Source organism: Pseudomonas sp. HB05 (assembly GCF_016756915.1).
In the GTDB taxonomy this organism is placed as follows: Bacteria; Pseudomonadota; Gammaproteobacteria; order Pseudomonadales; family Pseudomonadaceae; genus Aquipseudomonas; species Aquipseudomonas alvandae.
This window is the reverse complement of the sequence record NZ_JAESPG010000011.1, coordinates 57,118-72,561: the sequence shown is the minus strand read 5'-3', so window position 1 is coordinate 72,561 and position 15,444 is coordinate 57,118. Positions and strand designations below refer to the sequence as shown.

The following is a 15,444-nucleotide window of genomic DNA, read 5'->3' as shown; positions in this document are numbered from 1 at the left end:
TCAGGGTTTTTCAGCCTCCAGCTGGTCCCACATCCTGGCGGTGATCCGCTGGCGATGGCTATAGCCTTCCCACGGATCGGCGCCCAGGCCCTTGGCCCGTTCCAGTGCAGTCTGGATATCCCATTGCTGGGCATTGCGCAGGTCTGCGAGCTCATCCCGGGCGATCGGCACCGACACCGGTAGCCCGGGCCTTGCGCGCACCGAATACGCGGCCACTGTACTGGCGCCGCGGGCGTTGCGCAGGTAGTCGACGAACACCTTGCCCACGCGGTTTTTCGGCCCCATGGTCGCGGTGATTCGTTGTGGCATCTGCCGGGTCAGGAATTGCGATATGGCCTTGGCGAAGGCCTTGGTGGTGTCCCATCCCTCGCTGCGGGCCAGCGGCACGATGATGTGCATGCCTTTGCCACCGCTGGTCTTGAGAAATCCTTGCAAACCCAGCTCGTCGAGGACCGACAAGGTCATGCGCGTCGCCTCCAGCATGGCGCTCCAGGGCAGTGACGGATCCGGGTCCAGGTCCAGGACAAACAGATCGGGCGCTTCGATCCGGTCATGGGTCGCCGTCCAGGTGTGCAACTCCACCGCGCCCATCTGCGCCGCGCCGACCAGGGCGTGGATACTGTCGATTTCCATCAACGGCGCATGGCCCGGGTCCAGGCGCGGATCCAGCTGTTTGATATGGGGGATTTCCAGGCGATCGGCATGTTTCTGGAAGAACAGCTCCTCGCCAATTCCTTCTGGTGCTCGCACCAGCGCAACCGGTCGCAACTTGAGGTGCGGCAGGATCCACGGAGCGATCTCCAGGTAATATTGCGCCAGCTCGGCTTTCTGCACGCCACTGACGCTATCGACCACGCGGTCGGGGTGGGTGATGACCACACCGTCGACTTTGGCGGTGTCGCCCTTGGTACGTCGCTTGGATTTGGGCGCCGCAGCTTTTATCGGCATGGGTTGCTCGCGGACCACGCGATTGGCCTGGCTGTCACCCGGCAGATCGAGGAACACCGCCTGGCGTATCAGGCCGTCGCCGGCCCACTCGGCGAATTCGACCTCGCACACCTGCGTCGGCTCGACCCAGTGCACACCGCGCCCCTGTGCGCCTTTGAGCGGCTGGTCCAGTGGTGAGGTCTGGCGTTCCTGGGCGCACAGTTGTTCATGCAGTTGCTTGAGCTGGGCCTGGCTGAAACCCGTGCCAACCCGGCCGGCATACGCCAGCCCCGACGGCCCGTTGACCGCCAGCAACAGCGCACCGAAACCGTTGCGCTTGCCCTGCGGGCGTGTGAACCCGACGATGACGAAGCATTGGCGCAGTCGACACTTGAGCTTGACCCAATCGGAGTTGCGTCCCGAGACATACGGGCTGCCCAGGCGTTTGCCGACCACGCTGTCGAGCGAGAGGGCTGAAGCGCTTTCGAAGATGTCATGTTGGCTGGCGGAAAACGCTTCGGAAAACCGCAGGCGCTTGCTGGCGTTGTTCTTCAACGCATTTTTCAGCGCGGCGCGGCGTTCTTCCAAAGGTTTTTCACGCAGATCGACACCGTTGAGAAATGGCGCGTCGAAGAGGAAGTACACCATGTCGACGCTACGACCGATCTCGAAGGCCTGGCGCAGGGCGGGGAAGTCGGAATGACCGGTGTCGTCGAGCAGGACCAGTTCGCCATCGAGCCAGCTGTCGCCCAGGTCCAGCTGCGTCAGGGCCTCGGCATGCAGCTTGAGGCGGTCGGTCCAGTCCGTGTGGTGGCGGTTGAACAGCCGGACCTCACCTTTTTCGATGCGCGCCAGAAGCCGATAACCGTGAAATTGCACTTCATAGCGCCATTCCCCGGCGGGTGGTTGTTCCACCGGCGTGGCCAGCTGCGGTGACAGGCGCTCCGGGAGCTGGCTCGTGTCTGCCTGCTTACCCCGTCGGGCGCGGCTGCGAGTCGTTGTGGCGTCCGCTTCCACGGCGGACAGACGGGCAGATTCACTCTCGGCCTTGGCCATGACAGATTCCCTTGTGTGACAGGCGCCCGGGGGTCAGCCCCGGGAGGCCTTGGTGGCTTTTTTAGCTGGAGCGGATTTGCGTGTTTTCGTCGATTTCGCCGCGGGTTTTTCGGCCGACTTGTCGGGCGCCTTGCCTTTGCCTCCCAGGCTGCGCTTGAGCAGCTCGGTAAGGTCGATGACGTCCGCGGTCTTGCGTTGTTCTTCGCCGGGGTCGGTTTCCACCGCTTCGAGCCGGCCTTCGGTGGCCTTTTTCTCCACCAGTTCCATGATCTTTTCCTGGAAGCTGTCGCGATATTCCTGCGGCTCCCAGTCGCCACTCATGTCTTCCACCAGGCGCTTGGCCATGTCCAGCTCGCCCTTGGCCAGCGTCGGGCTGGTGACTTCGTCGCCCAGTTCCAGGACGTCGAGCTCGCGCACCTCGGCGGGCCAGCGCAGCATCACCAGCACCAGGGCCGATTCCAGGGGCATGAGCGCCGCCAGGTGCTGGCGGGTATGCAACACTACATTTGCCAGGGCGACCTTGTTGGTCTTGAGCAGCGTCTCGCGCAGCAACGCATAGACCTTACCGCCACGCTTGTCAGGCGCCAGGAAGTAAGGTTTGTCGATGTTCTGCAGGGGAATTTTTTCGCTGTCGACGAAAGAGAAAATGTCGATGGTCTGGGTGGACTTGGGGTGGGCGGCGCGAATTTCCTCCTCGCTGATCAACACATACTGGCCTTTCTGGTATTCGACGCCCTTGACGATGTCGTCCTTGGTCACTTCCTTGCCCGTGGTCTTGTTGACGCGCTTATAGCCCACCGGGTCCATGGTGCGTTTGTCCAACCAGTCGAAATCCACCCCTTGGGAGGCCGTGGCCGACACCAGCGCCACGGGGATGTGGACCAGTCCGAAACTGATTGCGCCTTTCCAGATTGCCCGTGCCATGGTGCAGATTTCCTTACCGGTGAATGGTCTCTCTGGTGACACTGGGAGATTTGGAAAAGTTTCCATCCGGCGCCGGTTGGCTGCGGTTGGCGCCTGGGTTTGTCCAAAATCCGAGACGCTTGGTTACATCTTCGTCCGGACATTTCGCCTGACAACAGCGAACCTGCGGCGTAGCGTGCTTTCGATATATCGGTGCCGTATCCGTGAATCCGGGAGGTGTCCCATGAACAGGCTGATGTTCGCCATCGCAGGGTTATTGATGAGTACCGCCGTCCAGGCAACTACGCCTGGTCACGGTCCCGTGCTCCTGGCGCAGAACTTGCCGGGCAACAACAATCCCTACAACAGCCCGATTCGCCGGGCCAATCCCAACAGCATGCAGGGCACCCAGCCCAACGTGCCGACGCTACGTGACAATCCGACCGTGCCCGTTCCTCGGCCACCCACCTTGGAAAATGGCGGCATCGGCAATGGCTATCCGCGCTCCGGCCCGCCACCGGGCTCGCCGCGCCCCACCCTCGAATCACCGACGCCGCCCAGGAACCCGAACAATGGCAATCGCTGAGGCGCCGTCTGATCTACCCATCACCACAGAAGGAAGCGTGCATGTTGCGTAAAACCCTGATGACCACCCTTTGTGCAAGCGCTGTACTGGCCTTCGCCACAGCGGCTTCGGCCGCGCAGGTCCAGACATTCAAGAGTGAGGAAGGCACCGTCGAGGTCACCACCGTTGTCAGGGGGCTGGAACATCCCTGGTCGGTTGCGTTCCTGCCGGAGCAACAGGGCATGCTGGTAACGGAGCGCCCCGGCAACCTGCGTTGGGTTAGCGCCGAAGGGAAGTTGTCCGCGCCGTTGAGCGGCGTTCCCGAGGTCTGGGCCAAGGGGCAGGGCGGCTTGCTGGACGTGGTGCTGTCGCCGGACTTCAAGCAGGACCGCACGGTGTATTTGTCCTATGCCGAGGCCGGTGAGGACGGCAAGGCCGGCACTGCCGTTGGCCGGGGGCAGTTATCCAAGGACCTGAAGCGCCTGGACAACTTCGACGTGATCTTCCGCCAGCAACCCAAGCTTTCGACGGGCAACCACTTCGGTTCCCGCCTGGTATTCGACCGCGACGGCTACCTCTTCATCACCCTGGGGGAAAACAACGACCGGCCGACCGCCCAGGACCTGGACAAGCTGCAGGGCAAGATCGCGCGGATCTACCCCGACGGCAAGGTGCCGGACGACAACCCCTTCGTCGGCCAGAAAAATGTCCGCCCGGAGATCTGGTCGTACGGCTTGCGCAACCCTCAGGGCGCTGCGCTCAACCCGTGGAACGGAACGCTCTGGGAAAACGAGCATGGGCCCAAGGGCGGCGACGAGCTGAACATCATCGAACGCGGCAAGAACTATGGCTGGCCGCTGGCGACCCACGGCGACAACTATTCCGGCGCGCCGATTCCCGAGGCCCAGGGCAAGACCGTCGAAGGCACCGTCGGGCCGCACCATGTCTGGCAGGTGTCGCCGGGGCTCAGCGGCATGGCGTTCTACGACAGTGATCGATTCAAGCCTTGGCAACGCAATGCGTTCATCGGTGCGTTGGTGTCGCAGGACCTGATTCGGCTGGAGTTCGATGGCGACAAGGTCGTCCACCAAGAGCGCCTGCTGGGCGGGCTCAAGGAACGTATCCGCGATGTCCGCCAGGGACCGGATGGTTTCCTCTATGTGTTGACCGATGAGGAAGATGGCGCCCTTTACAAAGTCGGGCTGAAATAACCTCCAAGACTTCATCGGCCACAAAATGTGGGAGCGAGCTTGCTCGCGATAGCGGTGTGTCAGTTGATATCAATCTTGGCTGGCCCACAGCTATCGCGAGCAAGCTCGCTCCCACAGTTGTTGACGTGGCGCTACGCCCGGTTTAATTTCCAGCCATGACTTCCACCGTACTGCGCAGCCAGCCAAGCATTATTACCGCCATTCCTTATTTGGCGGGCTAGCTCACGAGTGCACCCAACCCGCCCTAGAGGCGGGTTTTTTCTTTCTGTCTCCTGGGCCTGATCCGAACCAGGAGACCACTATGACCCCCACCAGCGCCGAGCAAACCCTGCTGGAGCACTACGTCAAGAAGATACTCGCCGCTCCGGTCTACGAACTGGCGATCCCCACGCCATTGCAGGCAGCCCCGGCGTTGTCCCAAGCCTTGGGCAACCGGATCCTGCTCAAGCGGGAAGACCTGCAGCCAACGTTCTCCTTCAAGATTCGCGGGGCCTACAACAAGCTGGTGCAACTGACGCCAGAACAGCGTGCCCGAGGCGTTATCACCGCGTCGGCGGGCAATCATGCCCAGGGCGTGGCGTTGGCCGCACGGGAATTGGGCATCTCGGCCAGCATCGTCATGCCCCGGACCACACCGCAACTGAAGGTATCGGGCGTGCGCAGTCGAGGCGCCGAAGCGTTGCTGCACGGAGAGAGCTTCCCGTTCGCCCTGGCGTTTGCGTTGGACCTGGCTCGACAGACTGGGCGTGAGTTCATCTCGCCGTTTGACGATCCGGATGTCATCGCCGGCCAGGGAACCGTCGCGATGGAGATCCTGCGCCAGCATCCAGGCCAGTTGGACGCTGTTTTCGTGCCGGTGGGCGGCGGCGGGCTGATCGCGGGAGTGGCGGCGTATATCAAATATCTGCGTCCGGAAATCCGCATCATCGGCGTCGAGTCCGAACATTCCGCCTGCCTGCAGGCGGCGATGGCAGCCGGTAAGCGGGTGACGCTGCCGAGCGTGGGCACCTTCGCCGATGGCGTGGCGGTGGCGCAGATCGGCGAATATGGCTTCGATATCTGTCGTTTCTGTGTCGATGAGGTCATGACGGTCAGCGATGACGAGCTCTGCGCGGCGATCAGGGACATCTATGACGACACCCGCTCGATCACCGAGCCATCAGGCGCGTTGGCGGTGGCGGGGATCAAGCAATACGTGGCGCAAAGCGCAGCGTCAGGCCAGACGCTGGTGGGTATCAACTCGGGCGCCAACATCAATTTCGACACGCTGCGCCACGTGGTGGAGCGTGCTGGCGTGGCGGTTTCTTGAGAATGTGCGGGGCATCATGATTTTTTTTGAAGCAGGCGACGAACGCACAGGTGTGCAATCGAAATAGTGGCTAGTCTGAGCAATCAGGCAGGCCGGGCCAGTTGCACTTTGCATGGATAAAACGCCGCTTGCGTGCAAATTGCATGACCGTCTCGCTTGATGTTTTTGCTAAGTAATTGATTTGCAACAGTGTCGATGTATCGAGGTAAGGGCATATTTTTTGCGAGTTGATTCGAGAGTTCGAATAACGAGCTTTAACAACACAACAACGCCAAGATGAACGAACGGCACGGCATTCGTAGTCCTGTCCGCAGGGAAGAATCGGACGAAAATTCCGCCGTCGTGAACATAAGTTGGCTGCCTCAACAGGAGAGAGTTGCCATGTTTTTATCTGCCCTCGAAATGCGAAACATCATTGAAAGCAGCTTGCTGCCCAAGCGCTCGCAATGCACGTTGTCCCCGGATCTTTCCATGACGATCAAGATTTACGACGATCACGAAACCGACCGCGTAGCGCTGATCAAAAGTGATATCGATGCCACCAAGCTGACAGGCTGCCGGGCCATCAACGATCTGATTGCCGAGCTGCGTACAGAGCTGGACCATGGCAATAGCGGCGGCAACTACTTCCAGCAACAGCACCGGATGAGCGGCCGTTAATTACGTTCCTTCCTGAACCTGACGCCGGGATCGATGAGTTCGAGCCCAGCGTCCGGTTTCGATCCGCTTAGTTCAATTGTTCGCGATAGGGCAGGTCAGGCCCATTCCTCCCACATGTCAACGCCGCGGCACCCATGGCGAACGCCAGCATGCTGTCGATGTGTTCCCGTTCCAGCGAATTCACTGCTTCCACTGAATCCAGATTGTGCTCCGTGAGCCAGGCGATCAACGCCGCCTGGAAGGTATCTCCCGCGCCCACCGTATCGGCGATGGTCACTGGGCAGGCGGGCAGGGACCATACGCCATGCTGACGGCTGAACGCCGTCGCGCCCTGGCCGCCACGGGTCAGGAACACCAACTGGCAACGGTGCTCCAGCCATCCATCGATCACCTCCTGCGGGTCCCGGTCGGGATACAGCAGGTTCAGGTCTTCGTCACTGACTTTGATCAGGTCGGCGTAGCGCACCAACGTCGCGATCCGCGAGCGCCACAGCTCGATATCCGGTTGCGGGTTGAGCCGCACGTTGGGGTCCAGGCTGATCAGGCGCTTGCCGCTTTCCCGTTGCACGAGCGCCAGCAGCGTGTCGGCCACCGGTTGCACCACCAGGGAAAACGAGCCGACATGCAGGCCGCGCACCTCGGGACCTAGCGCCGGCAGATGTGCCAGGCTCAGTTGTCGGTCGGCGCAGCCTTCGCCACGAAAGCTGTAGTGCGGCGAACCATTGGCCCCGACGGCGACCATGGCCAAGGTCGTTGGCGCGTCGAAATCGTGGGCAAATTGTGTGTTGACGCCTTCATTGACGAGCACTTGCTGCAAGCGACGCCCCAGATAGTCCGTGGAAAGCCCGGTAAATAGCGCCGACTCGACCCCCAGCCGACGCAACCCCACCGCCACGTTGAACGGCGAGCCACCCGCGATCGCCTTGTAATTCACTTGCGACGCTGGCGCTCCAGCATCGTTTGCGCTGAAAAAATCAAACAGCGCCTCACCACACACCAAATACATAATTGCCTGCTCTCAAAGGGTTGCGACGTGTTGCCGGTAACGTTCGTAGGCGTGTTGCGACGCCGTGACATGTTCGGTGACGGGCCGGGTTTCGCTGGCCGGATCGAGCTTGACGCAGCGCTGGCACAACTCAGCCAGGGATTCTTGCGCATTGCCATGACACCACGCCGCCTGGATCGCGCCGCCGAGGGCGGCCGCCTCGCTCTGCTCGGTGCAGATGACCGTGGTGTCCATGATGTCGGCGACGATCTGCCGCCATACCGCACTCTTCGAGCCACCGCCGATCAGGCGGATGCTCTCGGCCTTGAGCCCGTTGGCGCGTAGCAGGTCGAGGCCATAGCGCAGGCCGAAGGTCGTGCCCTCGACGACTGCGCGGCACAGATTGGCCCGGGTCAGGTTGGTGGTCGTCAGGCCCAGGAGGCTGCCGGTGGCATGGGGCAGGGCGGGGACGCGCTCGCCATTGAGAAATGGCAGCATGCAGACGCCCTCGGCGCCGATCGGTGCCTGGGTCACCAGGGTGTTGAAGCTATCGATATCCAATTCCAGCAGCTCGCGCACGGCCCCGGTGGCATTGGTCAGGTTCATGGTGCAGATCAGCGGCAACCAGCCGCCGCTCGAAGAACAGAACGTTGCCACCGACGCCTGCGGGCTGACGGTGGGATCCGCTGCATAGGCATACACGGTGCCGGAGGAGCCGAGGCTCATGGTGATGACGCCGGGCTGGATGTTGCCGGTGCCGATGGCGCCCATCATGTTGTCACCGCCACCGCTGGACACCACGGCTTCGGGGTTGAGGCCCAGGTGCGTGGCGATTTCGGGCAGGATCCTGCCGACAGGCTGGTGAGCCTCGATCAGTTCGGGCAGCGCCGATTGCAGCCGGCCGCTGGGGTCGATATGCCGTAGCAGTTCCATGTCCCATTGGCGGGTGCGCACGTTGAAATAGCCGGTGCCCGAGGCGTCGCCGTATTCGCTGCAATGGCGGCCGGTGAGCCAGTAATTGAGGTAATCGTGGGGCAACAGGACGCTGGCGATACGGTCGAAAATTTGCGGATGCTGCTCTTGGGTCCACAGCAGTTTGGACACGGTGTAGCCGGGCGCGATGACCACGCCGAGGCGTTCAAGGGCGCCGCCTTCGCCGCCGAGGTGCGCCAACAGACGGTCGTTTTCCGCCGTGGTCTCGGTGTCGCACCACAACTTGGCCGGGCGCAGCACCTCGCCTTGGTCATCCAGCAGCACCAGCCCGTGCTGTTGGCCGGACACCCCGATGCCAAGGATCGCGTTTCCATCGACCCCGGCGGCATTCAAGGCCTGATGAGTCGCCTGGGTGAAAGCGTCGAGCCACTGCTGGGTGTCCTGTTCACGGCGACCGTTGGCACCGCTGATCATGCTGTGGCCAGCGGCGCCCTGGCCGAGTACCTCGCCGCTGATCGCATCGAGGATCAGCGCCTTGGTGCCTTGGGTGCCGCAGTCGATACCCAGGAACAATTGTTGGTTTGCCATGGAAATCCTCGGGTCAAAAGAGCAAAACACAGAACCTGCGGTTAACGGCTTTACCTGTGGCGAGGGAGCAAGCTCCCTCGCCACAAAAGCGGATCGCGTCGAGATCAGTTTGTGTCAGCCAGCACTCGCTCAAGCGTTCTCGTCACCCCATGCTCGCGCAAGCTGTTGCAGCACCACTCGAAGGCTGCCACGAATTCGGGTGAACGGGGAATCGCCGTGCCAAAAATTTCTTCCACGTCCAGCATCCGCTGGGTCACCAGCACATCGTCGGCCACCAGCGCCTGGCAGAACGCCGCCCGTGGGTCGGGAATCGAATAGGTTGTGCCATTTTCATCCACGCCCTTCAGGTACACGGCCCAGGCCGCGACGACCAGTGCGGCACGGCGGGTCTCGCCCCCGTCGGCAATCAGCCGATTGATCGTCGGTACGGTGAATTTCGGGAATTTCGACGAACCGTCCGAACAGACCCGTTCCAGCTGGTCGGCGATGGCCTGGTTCGAGAAGCGCTCCACCAGGGTGTCCTTGTATTCCGTCAGGTCGATGCCGGGCACGGGCGCCAGTTGCGGCGTGACATCCAGGTCCATGTAGGCGCGGATATAGCGCACGAACAGCGGGTCATTCATGGTTTCGTGGACGAAGCGATAGCCCTTGAGGAAGCCCAGGTAGGTCAGGGCGAGGTGGCTGCCGTTGAGCAGCTTGATCTTCATCTCTTCATAGGGCGATACGTCGTCGGTGAACTGCACGCCGACTTTCTCCCAGGCCGGGCGACCGTTGACGAACTTGTCTTCCAATACCCACTGCACGAACGGTTCGCAGACCACCGGCCAAGCGTCATCGACGCCGTGCTCGTCATGCAATTGCAGACGATGGGCGCTGCTGGTCATCGGGGTGATGCGATCGACCATGGCGTTGGGAAAACCCACGTTCTGGCCGATCCATTGCTGCAACCCAGGGTCGCGCAACGCGGCAAAGGCGAGCAGTGCCTTGCGCGCGACGGCGCCGTTGTGGGGCAGGTTGTCGCAAGACATCAGGGTGAACGCCGGGATGCCCGCCGCGCGACGCTTGGCCAGGGCGGCGCAAAGAAAGCCGAACACGGTTTTCGGTTCGTCGGGGTGGCTCAGGTCGTGCTGGATCTGCGGCAGATGGGCCATGAACTCGCCGTTGCTGTCGTCGATGCAATAGCCACCCTCGGTGATGGTCAGCGAGACGATGCGAATCTGCGGGTCGGCCAGTTTGTCGATCAGCGCCTGGGCGCCGTCTTCGGCCAGCAGCATGTCGGTGATGGCGCCGATCACGCGGACTTCGGTGTCGTCGGTGTCGCCCAATTCATACAGGGTGAACAGGTAGTCCTGGCCGGCCAGGTCATCCCGGGCGCGGCGATCTTCGGCGCGCAGGCCTACGCCGCAAATGGCCCAGTCGAGACCTTCTCCAGTGTTCATCAGCGCATCGGTGTAGTACGCCTGGTGCGCCCGGTGGAAACCGCCGACGCCGATGTGGGCGATGCCTTGGCGACGGTCGCCCAGGTTGTAGGCGGGCAGGACGACCTCGGCGTTGAGGTTGTGCAGGTTCTGTCGGTTGAGTTTCATCGCAAAAAATCTCGGCAATCAGGCGGCGGCGCGCAGCGCGCGGGAAACCGCAACGCCCTCGGCATCGAATAAGTGGCAGTGTTCGGCGTCCAGGTGCAGGTCCAGTTGCTCGCCGAAACGGCTCGCCAGGTCGCCACGCACCCGCATGGTCAAGGCTTCGCCGGACGCGGTGACGACGTGGCAGAAGGTGTCGCTGCCCAGGCGCTCGCTGACATCGGCGGTGACGCGTAGCGTGCAGTCGCCCGGCTGGGCCAGGTTCAGGTGTTCAGGGCGGATGCCGAGGGTCACGGCACCGCCAACGCTCAGGTTGGCGCCACTGCGCGGCAGGTTGATGCGCGTGCCGGCATCCAGCAGCACTTCACAACCCTGGCTGTCCAGAGCAGTGACCTTGCCCTTGAGAAAACCCATCTTCGGCGTGCCGAGGAACCCGGCGACGAACAGATTGGCGGGCTGGTGGTACAGCTCCAGCGGCGAGCCGACCTGTTCGATGCGCCCGCCGTTGAGCACCACTACCTTGTCGGCCAGGGTCATGGCTTCGACCTGGTCGTGGGTCACGTAGATCATCGTCGCTTGCAGTTCCTTGTGCAGGCGCGCCAGTTCCAGGCGCATCTGCACCCGCAGGGCGGCGTCGAGGTTGGACAACGGCTCGTCGAACAGGAAAATCTTCGGATTGCGCACGATGGCCCGGCCGATCGCCACGCGCTGGCGCTGACCACCTGACAGTTGCTTGGGCTTGCGCTCCAGCATCGGCCCCAGTTCGAGGATGCGCGCCGCTTCGTTGACCTTCTTCTCGACGTCGGCCTTGGGCACGCCGGCCAGATCGAGGGCGAAGGACATGTTCTTGCGCACGCTCATGTGCGGGTACAAGGCGTAGGTCTGGAACACCATCGCCAGGTCGCGCTTGGCCGGGCTGACTTCGGTGATGTCGCGGCCGTCCAGTTCGATGGTGCCGTCGCTGACCTCTTCCAGGCCGGCAATCAGCCGCAGCAACGTGGACTTGCCGCAGCCCGATGGGCCGACAAAGACCACGAATTCACGGTCGTTCACCTCAAGGTCGATGCCCTTGATGATGGAAAATCCTTCGAAGCCTTTTTGCAGATTCTTGATTTTCAGGTTGGCCATGATGATGGGCCTCCACTTCTGATAATGGTATAGGGCGCGTTACTTCACCGCGCCGAAGGACAAACCGCGCACCAGCTGTTTCTGGCTGATCCAGCCGAAAATCAGGATCGGCGCGCAGGCCAGGGTCGAGACGGCGGACAACTTGGCCCAGAACAAACCTTCCGGGCTGGAATACGAGGCGATCAACGCCGTCAGCGGCGCGGCCTTGGAGGAGGTGAGGTTCAGCGACCAGAACGCCTCGTTCCAGCACAGGATCAGCGAAAGCAACACGGTGGAGGCCAGGCCGCCCTTGGCAATCGGCAGCAGCACGCGGACCATTTCCTGCCACAGGGTGGCACCGTCCAGGCGCGCAGCTTCGAGGATGTCGCGCGGGATGTCCTTGAAGTAGGTGTAAATCATCCAGACCACGATCGGCAGGTTGATCAGCGTGTAGATGATGATCAGCGCAATCCGGGTGTCCAGCAGGCCAAACTGCTTGGCGAGCAAGTAGATCGGCATCAGCACGCCCACCGGTGGCAGCATCTTGGTGGAGAGCATCCACAGCAGGGTGCCTTTGGTGCGCTGGGTTTCATAGAACGCCATGGAGTAGGCCGCCGGCACCGCGATCAGCAGGCAAAGGGCGGTGGCGCTGAAGGAAATCACCACCGAGTTCCAGGCGAAGCTGAAGTAGTTGCTGCGCTCGTTGATGTGCAGGTAGTTCTCCAGCGTCGGCGCGAAAATGAACTGCGGCGGCGTGGCGAAGGCGTCGATTTCGGTCTTGAAACTGGTCAGCACCATCCAGAAGATCGGAAAGAAGATCACGATCGCGATGGCCCAAGCCAGCGTGCCCAACAGCAGGCTTTGCAGGCGACGGGATTGTTGAAGAGTCATGGCGACGGCCTCAATGCTTGTCGGTGAGGTTTTTGCCGATCATCCGGACCAGGATGATGGCAGCGATGTTGGCGATCACCACGGCGATCAGGCCACCGGCCGACGCCATGCCGACGTCGAACTGCACCAGCGCCTGGTTGTAGATCAAGTAGGCGAGGTTAGTGGAGGCGTAGCCGGGGCCGCCGTTGGTGGTGGTGAAGATTTCGGCGAACACCGACAGCAGGAAAATGGTCTCGATCATCACCACCACGGCAATCGGGCGGGCCAGGTGCGGCAGGGTCAGGTGCCAGAAAATCGCTATGGGGCCGGCACCGTCGAGGCGGGCGGCTTCTTTCTGTTCCTGGTCGAGAGACTGCATGGCGGTCATCAGGATCAGGATCGCGAACGGCAGCCATTGCCACGACACGATGATAATGATCGACAGCAGCGGGTAATGGGCCAGCCAGTCCACCGGCTGCGCACCGAAGAGCTTCCACACCGAGGCGAGGATCCCGGAGACCGGATGGAAAATCAGGTTTTTCCAGATCAGCGCGCCGACGGTTGGCATGATGAAGAACGGCGAGATCAGCAGCACACGGACGATGCCGCGACCGAAGAATTCACTGGCTTCCAGCAGCGCACTGATCAGTACGCCGAGGACGATGCTGATCAACAGCACGCTGCCCACCAGCAGCAACGTATTGGTGGCGCCGGGCATGAACCCCGAGTCGGTCAGGAAATAAGTGAAGTTCTCCAGCCCGACGAATTCGTTTTCGCCGGGATAGAGCAGGTTGTAGCGGATCATCGAGAAATAGACGGTCATGCCCAGCGGCACGATCATCCACAGCAGCAACAAGGCGACCGAAGGGCTGACCAGGAACCAGCCGGGGTTGGCCAGGCGGATCTTGCGGGCTGGCGGGGCTATTTCGATGGGGGCTTTGACTGTCGTTGTTGAAGTATTCATGGCATTGAACCGATTTAGACAGGCCTACGAAAATCCACTGTGGGAGCGAGCTTGCTCGCGATGGCGGAGCGTCAGGCAACAAAAATGTTGATTGTGCCGAACTCATCGCGAGCAAGCTCGCTCCCACATAAAGGCGAAAAGCGGATTACTTGGGATACCCAGCGCGCTTCATCTCGCGTTCAGTGGTGGACTGCGCGGCGGTCAAGGCCTGGTCCACGGTCTGCTGGCCGGTCAGCGCGCCCGAGAAGAACTTGCCCACCTGGGTGCCGATGGCCTGGAACTCGGGGATGGTCACCAACTGGATGCCGATGTAGGGCACGGGCTTGAGGGTCGGGGCTTTCGGGTCAGCAACTTTCAACGATTCCAGCGTCACCTTGGCAAACGGTGCGGCCTTCATGTATTCGTCGCTGTAGGTCGAGGTGCGGGTACCCGGTGGGACGTTGGCAATGCCGTCGGTCTTGGCGACCAACTGACCGTACTCCTTGGACGTTGCCCAAGTGGTGAAGACCTTGGCCGCATCCTTGGCTTTGGAGCTGGTCGGAATTGCCAGGGACCAGGAGTACATCCACGAGGTGCCCTTGTCGGTTTTCTCGTGGGGCGCGAAGGTGAACCCAACGTGATCGGCCACCTTGCTCTGGGTCTTGTCGGTCACGAACGAACCGGCGACGCTGGCATCGACCCAGACCGCGCACTTGCCGCTGTTGAACAGCGCCAAGTTCTCGTTGAAACCGTTGCTGGACGCGCCCGGCGGGCCGGATTTCTTCATGTTGTCGACGTAGAAGTTCAGCGCATCCTTCCACTCGGGTCCATTGAACTGCGGCTGCCACTTCTCATCGAACCAGCGCGCACCAAAGCCGTTGGCGAGGGTGGTGATCAGCGCCATGTTCTCGCCCCAACCGGCCTTGCCTCGCAGGCACAAGCCGTATTGCTCCTTGGATTTGTCGGTGAGTTTTTCTGCGAACTCACCGATCTGGCTCCAGGTCGGGTGTTCGGGCATGGTCAGCCCGGCGTCCTTGAAGAGGTCGGTGCGGTAGTAAGTGATCGAGCTCTCGGCGTAGAACGGCAGGGCGTACAGCGAGCCTTTGACCGACAAGCCATCGCGCACGGAAGGGAAGACGTCCTCTAGGTCGTAGGAAGCCGGCAGGTCTTTCATGGGTTCCAACCAGCCCTTGGCGCCCCAGAGTGCAGCTTCGTACATGCCAATGGTCAGCACGTCGAATTGCCCGCCCTGGGTGGCGATGTCGGTGGTCAGGCGCTGGCGCAGGACGTTTTCTTCGAGCACCACCCAGTTCAGCTTGATGTCCGGGTGCTCGGCCTCGAAGGTCTTCGAGAGCTTTTGCATGCGGATCATGTCGCTGTTGTTGACGGTGGCAATGGTCAGGGTTTGTGCGCCGAAACTGACGCTGCTGAGGGTCATGCAGGTGGAGACAAGCAGAGCTTTTACCGAAGGTTTCATCGCGCACTCCTTTTCCGCGCCCACGGGCTGCAGAAGGACAGTTATTGTTTTTGTGTCTTCCGGATGAGTGGAAGAATGTGCGCTGATTACAGCCCTCAATGAACGGTGTGACAAATCATCCGTCACACTTTTACTGATACTTTTTTGCACTGGATAGTTTTGTGGTGATGGGAATTGTGGCGAGGGGATTTATCCCCGCTGGGGCGCGAAGCGGCCCCCGAGTCCTGTCTGATACAACGCACTGGCAGACATACATGGGGCTGCTGCGCAGCCCAGCGGGGCGGTGCGACGTTTCGCTAAATCCCCTCGCCACGGGAGCTGTCCCAGGGT

At 61.6% G+C, this 15,444-nt stretch carries 13 protein-coding genes; 4 read left to right on the top strand and 9 right to left on the bottom strand.

Translation table 11 applies throughout. The features are described from left to right. Both ligD and ku read right to left on the bottom strand, forming a co-directional pair. Positions 1–1,983, bottom strand: a complete 1,983-nt coding sequence (gene ligD / locus JMN22_RS12680; RefSeq protein ID WP_030142691.1) for a DNA ligase D — start codon at positions 1,981–1,983, stop codon at positions 1–3. A 33-nt stretch (positions 1,984–2,016) separates the two neighbouring features. Then, on the bottom strand, positions 2,017–2,907 hold the full coding sequence (ku, locus tag JMN22_RS12675; RefSeq protein ID WP_198796951.1) for a non-homologous end joining protein Ku: 891 nt from the start codon (positions 2,905–2,907) through the stop codon (positions 2,017–2,019). Between the two features lie 223 nt (positions 2,908–3,130). Between ku and JMN22_RS12670 the strand changes: the two genes are divergently transcribed. The 4 genes from JMN22_RS12670 (at position 3,131) to JMN22_RS12655 (ending at position 6,631) form a co-directional block, all read left to right on the top strand. Continuing rightward, positions 3,131–3,472: a hypothetical protein gene (locus tag JMN22_RS12670; protein WP_030142689.1), complete on the top strand. Its 342-nt coding sequence runs from the start codon at positions 3,131–3,133 to the stop codon at positions 3,470–3,472. A 41-nt stretch (positions 3,473–3,513) separates the two neighbouring features. Then, positions 3,514–4,662, top strand: a complete 1,149-nt coding sequence (locus JMN22_RS12665; protein WP_198796950.1) for a PQQ-dependent sugar dehydrogenase — start codon at positions 3,514–3,516, stop codon at positions 4,660–4,662. Between the two features lie 301 nt (positions 4,663–4,963). Then, a complete protein-coding gene (gene ilvA, locus JMN22_RS12660; protein ID WP_080628639.1) occupies positions 4,964–5,971 on the top strand; it encodes a threonine ammonia-lyase, biosynthetic in 1,008 nt (335 codons plus the stop codon). A gap of 381 nt (positions 5,972–6,352) precedes the next feature. Next, on the top strand, positions 6,353–6,631 hold the full coding sequence (locus JMN22_RS12655; RefSeq protein WP_030142686.1) for a DUF1652 domain-containing protein: 279 nt from the start codon (positions 6,353–6,355) through the stop codon (positions 6,629–6,631). 67 nt (positions 6,632–6,698) lie between these two features. Here JMN22_RS12655 and JMN22_RS12650 read toward each other — a convergent pair whose 3' ends face one another. From JMN22_RS12650 to JMN22_RS12620, 7 genes are all read right to left on the bottom strand, one after another. After that, entirely contained in the window at positions 6,699–7,637 is a 939-nt protein-coding gene (locus tag JMN22_RS12650; RefSeq protein WP_030142685.1) for a carbohydrate kinase family protein, read from the bottom strand. Between the two features lie 12 nt (positions 7,638–7,649). Then, complete coding sequence (gene xylB, locus JMN22_RS12645) at positions 7,650–9,137, bottom strand: xylulokinase (RefSeq protein ID WP_198796949.1); 1,488 nt, start codon at positions 9,135–9,137, stop codon at positions 7,650–7,652. 104 nt (positions 9,138–9,241) lie between these two features. After that, the gene (locus tag JMN22_RS12640; protein ID WP_198796948.1) at positions 9,242–10,723 is read right to left on the bottom strand and encodes a mannitol dehydrogenase family protein; all 1,482 of its coding nucleotides are present in this window, start codon (positions 10,721–10,723) and stop codon (positions 9,242–9,244) included. A gap of 18 nt (positions 10,724–10,741) precedes the next feature. Further along, complete coding sequence (locus JMN22_RS12635; protein ID WP_198796947.1) at positions 10,742–11,845, bottom strand: ABC transporter ATP-binding protein; 1,104 nt, start codon at positions 11,843–11,845, stop codon at positions 10,742–10,744. A 39-nt stretch (positions 11,846–11,884) separates the two neighbouring features. Further along, positions 11,885–12,715: a carbohydrate ABC transporter permease gene (locus tag JMN22_RS12630; RefSeq protein ID WP_030142681.1), complete on the bottom strand. Its 831-nt coding sequence runs from the start codon at positions 12,713–12,715 to the stop codon at positions 11,885–11,887. Positions 12,716–12,725: 10 nt separating this feature from the next. Beyond that, positions 12,726–13,658, bottom strand: coding sequence for a carbohydrate ABC transporter permease (locus JMN22_RS12625; protein WP_030142680.1), 933 nt, complete (start codon positions 13,656–13,658; stop codon positions 12,726–12,728). A 145-nt stretch (positions 13,659–13,803) separates the two neighbouring features. Further along, a complete protein-coding gene (locus JMN22_RS12620) occupies positions 13,804–15,114 on the bottom strand; it encodes an ABC transporter substrate-binding protein (RefSeq protein WP_198796946.1) in 1,311 nt (436 codons plus the stop codon). Positions 15,115–15,444 lie beyond the last annotated feature (330 nt).